Origin of the sequence: Phocaeicola sp., from assembly GCF_048170425.1 — a bacterium.
Taxonomy (GTDB): domain Bacteria; phylum Bacteroidota; class Bacteroidia; order Bacteroidales; family Bacteroidaceae; genus Phocaeicola.
Genome location: NZ_DBEXBB010000076.1, coordinates 1 through 4258, shown reverse-complemented (window position 1 = coordinate 4258; position 4258 = coordinate 1). Strand labels below are relative to the sequence as shown.

Below are 4258 nucleotides of genomic sequence, written 5' to 3'. Positions count from 1 at the left end.
CATCAACGAAAAGCAACAAAAAACTGAAAGCATACTGATTGTATCCTTCGTCTTGATCGCGCAGTTTCTTATAGAACTCTTTTCTGGAACTATGATTGTCCAATCCTGTCACCATTTCTAGCACAATCTGCTTAAATACAGGATACTCTGTAAAATCCATAAATGCTTGTTGCCGTCTCTCCCGCCCTTTGGTTATTATTTCAGGCTGTGGAAACTTCTCCTTGTAAAGTATTTCTGCACATTCCGCCACTTCGGCATAGGGTATTTCCTGATACCAACTGGCCTTGGCCCAGTCTGTACTGTTGTCTACTGCAAACTTCTTAAAATCATCCTTTACATCTTCTGCCGTCATCCATAAAGCAGCCATAATATAGGCTTGTCTGATATCTTCCCACTTCGAGGATTCTTCTTTTGGAGCAAACAGTTCTGCCTGTCTCTCATAAAAGGTCTTTCTTCCTTTTTCTCGTAAACTGGCGGTCAAATAACAATCCCTAATAACCATCAACAATTCTTGTGTCTGTCTATTATTATCAAAATGACGGTGATATTCTTTAAAGGCCTTTTTATAATAAGCCTCTATAATCCCTATCAGTTCTGTATGTCCTTGTTTGATGAATTCACTTGCCCTTCCAAACACTCCTTTTATCATGTTGGAAAATTCTTCCTGCTCATCATGATATTCATATTGGGAATGATAGAACGTGTGAGTAAGGATTTTTTCTACACTCTGAAGAGAACGAACTTTGGCAAGGGTTGTATAGATGGGCGTTCGAGTTACCATATGTGTAGTATGTCCCTTGTGTTGATTATGAACATACCCTTCTTTATCGAGTATATAGTCTATATATCCATCGGCCTTGTCCGCCTCCCCTATCAGCCTTATCATCGATTTGATGGCATCATAGTGGTTTGAGTCCTTTACAATGGCAAACAAGCGTTCTAAATAGGTCTGCTGAGTAAAAAAGGGATTATCGAAATACAAGAATGACAAATCGTGGTATTTGTCTTCTTTCTCTAGTGATTCAGCTGTCTTTTTCTCCAACACGCTGAAAAGTTTTTCAGTCAAATCAGCGCTATCAGACTTCAAACTATCCCATTTCAGGAAATAGCACAGGCACATCAAGTCTGAATAATAAGTCGTTCCTGTTTCTGTATCACTTAATTCATCCACAACGAACCCCACTGTATCTGTCGAATATGCAAATCGCCACAAATCCTCATAATCGTGCGTCATAATGTTCGACATTTGTAGATACTAATTGAAAAGTGCGCCAATATTCCAGTTGAAAATTGCGCCACCATAGGATAAGTATAATGACCTTTGTATAATCCAAATGCAAAGGTAAAATGAAGACTATGGTAGAAAGACAATCAATAATACACATGTATAGAGTATGCGGTTATAGCAAACGGCGTATCTCTCGTGAACTTCATGTCAGCCGTCATACCGTTGACAATATTCTTTCAAAGTACGAATCAGCCATCCGCACGGACAATCCAGAAGAGGCTTTGAGTGATTTGCTTACCATCCAGCCCAGGTATGACAGTTCCAGACGCCGTCCTCGCCGGCTCACACAAGAGATTAAGGATAAGATAGGATTTTGCCTGAAGAAGAATGCCGTTAAGATAGCTACCGGACTTCGCAAACAGCGCATGTTGAAAAAGGATATCCACCAGTTTCTGTTATCTCAAGGATACACCATCAGTTACGCCACAGTATGCAGTTATATAAAAAATATAGAGTCATACAAAGAGAAGAAAAAGAGCGAAGCCTTTATCCGGTTGTTCTATGAGCCTGGATGCATTGCCGAGTTTGACTGGGGTGAAGTTCTTCTTTTTATTGACGGCGTCAAAACCAAGTTTTATCTGGCCGTATTCACTTTCGGGCATAGCAATGGCAGATACGCCTATCTTTTCAGGCATCAGAATACGCTTGCCTTCATGGAATCCCACCGTAACTTTTTCAGGGATATACATGGTGTCCCCGCCATGATGGTCTATGACAATATGCGTGTAGCCGTCAAGAGCTTTGTCGGTGGTGATAAGAAACCTACAGAAGCTTTGATGAAGATGTCCGGTTTCTATTGTTTTGAGTACCGTTTCTGTAATGTACGGGCCGGATGGGAGAAAGGACATGTGGAGCGCAGCGTGGAATATGTCAGAAGGAAAGCTTTCTGCCTGACAGACCATTTTGGTGATATACATTCTGCCCAGGAGCATTTAAACCGGGTATGTATGCAGGTCAACAACGAGCAAGGCAGTCTTTCAACAGCGGAGAAAACATCACGTCTGGAAGCTGACCTGTCATCGCTGAAGCCTTTTCCCGGTAATCTGGGCTGTTTTGAGGTCTATGAGTACATTGTGGATAAATGGTCAACTATCAGCATGAAAAATGTTCATTATTCCGTACCTGATTCTCTTGTGGGAGAAAAAGTACATGTCAAGGTTTATAGTGAAAAAATCGTCATCCTGTACGGGAAGGAGAAAGTGGCCTCTCATCAACGCAGTTATTGCGGTGGAGACTGGTGCATCAAGCTGGAGCACTATTTGCGTACACTTTCCCGTAAACCGGGGGCATTGCCCCACTCTGTGGTTTGGCAAAGAGCACCGGAAGAACTGAGAAGGCTGTATGACATCCATTTCAAGGAGGACAACAGGACGTTTGTTCTGTTGCTGGACTATGCCCGAAAAAATGGATTTTCCGGAACGGACATTGTCACGGCATGCAAGGAGCTGACCGGACGTGGTGTCAGAAAGATATCTCCGGACCAGGTAAAGGCCATGCTGCATGGTAGCGTACAGGGAGAGACAGAAGAAACCATGGAACCGCCTGTTCTCCCGGCACAACAGGAGAATATAGAAAGAGAAGCTGTGGATATGCTTGAAGGCATCACGGCGCTCATGACAGGATACAATGAAGTGCATGATATAATACCAACCATTTAAGTTTATAATATATGAAATCAGAAAAAGAAACCATTTATGACTATGCTGCAGAACTGAAGCTTCTGGCCTTTAAAGAGGAACTGGAATGCACCCTTTCATTGGCAGCTGAAGAAAACTGGAACCATCTGCAGTTCTTGACGGAATTGCTTGGAAAGGAAAGCGCCAGGAGAAGGGAGTGTAGAAGAAGATCAAGGATAAGATCTGCGGGATTTCCACAAATGAAGTATCTGCATGAGCTTGTTATGGAAGACATGCCCAAAGAGGCACAGGTAATATTACCTGAATTGGAGACACTGGACTTCATCAGACAGGGAAGAAACCTGGTCCTGTATGGAAATCCGGGAACGGGAAAGACGCATATTGCTACGGCTTTAGGAATAAAGGCCTGCCAACAGGACTTTACCGTATTGTTTACTTCAGTGCCGGTCCTGCTTACCCAGATAAGGGAGGCTAAATCAGCAAAGACACTGAGGACGCTACAATTAAGGTTTGAAAAATACGATCTGGTCATCTGTGATGAGTTCGGATATGTCAGTTGTGACAAGGAAGGAGGAGAACTGCTTTTTAACCACCTGTCGTTAAGAGCCGGAAAAAAGGCTACAATCATTACTACTAATTTGGCTTTTAACAGATGGAATGAAATCATAAAGGACAAGGTGCTTGTGGCGGCAATGGTTGACAGGCTTACACATAAAGCTTATCTGGTTAATATGACCGGACTGTCTTATAGGCTTAAGGAAACACAAAAAATGAGACAAGATAAATGAATATTTTAAACTTATAGTAATTTTGTAACAAGTTATGGATGGAGCTCTTTTCAATTAGAATACAGCGCACTTTTCAATTAGTATCTACACCATTGTGAATATCATTATACTTTTCGTATTTTGATTTTACACTCTTATATGCTTTCTGAAAGAACGGAAGCAATATCTTACATTCCTCTTTGGTCATACAGACCGTTATCTCGTATGGAGATGAATACGATTTTCTAGTGCCATCTATGTGACTCATTTCTGTTCGTTATTGAAGTCATTAATATAACTACGCCCAGCATCAGTTGGACGATAAACAACATCACCAAATGGTCCAGCCGATTTCGTCAACAAACCGTTTTTTACCATTTCTTCTAAATCATCAGAGGGTTTACTATAACCACCCCATCCTTTTTTGCAGATATTCCTTAAATGAATAAGCTGCATCTTACTTAATTCTATATTCATTTGGTTCATATTTATTCGAGTTCGAAGATTCTGTTGATGGTGTCAGCTAATTTATCATTGATGATTTTCGAGTTCCAACTGTCAAATTC

General features: G+C 41.3%; 4 protein-coding genes. 2 read left to right on the top strand and 2 right to left on the bottom strand.

Annotated elements, in window-relative coordinates; genetic code table 11:
• The coding region (locus ACMJ0U_RS03205) for a hypothetical protein (RefSeq protein WP_417128133.1) at window positions 1-1234 on the bottom strand (1234 nt) is incomplete at its 3' end.
• A gap of 113 nt (window positions 1235-1347) precedes the next feature.
• Between ACMJ0U_RS03205 and istA the strand changes: the two genes are divergently transcribed.
• The gene (istA, locus tag ACMJ0U_RS03200) at window positions 1348-2946 is read left to right on the top strand and encodes an IS21 family transposase (protein ID WP_012055590.1); all 1599 of its coding nucleotides are present in this window, start codon (window positions 1348-1350) and stop codon (window positions 2944-2946) included.
• An 11-nt stretch (window positions 2947-2957) separates the two neighbouring features.
• Window positions 2958-3713 (top strand): IS21-like element helper ATPase IstB, encoded by a 756-nt coding sequence (istB, locus tag ACMJ0U_RS03195; protein WP_004288784.1) that lies wholly within the window; start codon window positions 2958-2960, stop codon window positions 3711-3713.
• Window positions 3714-3956: 243 nt separating this feature from the next.
• Here the strand turns inward: istB and ACMJ0U_RS03190 are convergent, their stop codons facing one another.
• The gene (locus tag ACMJ0U_RS03190) at window positions 3957-4169 is read right to left on the bottom strand and encodes a hypothetical protein (RefSeq protein ID WP_227238732.1); all 213 of its coding nucleotides are present in this window, start codon (window positions 4167-4169) and stop codon (window positions 3957-3959) included.
• Window positions 4170-4258 lie beyond the last annotated feature (89 nt).

Bases quoted from the DNA above. Each gene is read 5' to 3' on its own strand.
- istB (WP_004288784.1), top strand. From the start codon at position 2,958: ATGAAATCAGAAAAAGAAACCATTTATGACTATGCTGCAGAACTGAAG.
- ACMJ0U_RS03190 (WP_227238732.1), bottom strand. From the start codon at position 4,169: ATGAATATAGAATTAAGTAAGATGCAGCTTATTCATTTAAGGAATATC.
- istA (WP_012055590.1), top strand. From the start codon at position 1,348: ATGAAGACTATGGTAGAAAGACAATCAATAATACACATGTATAGAGTA.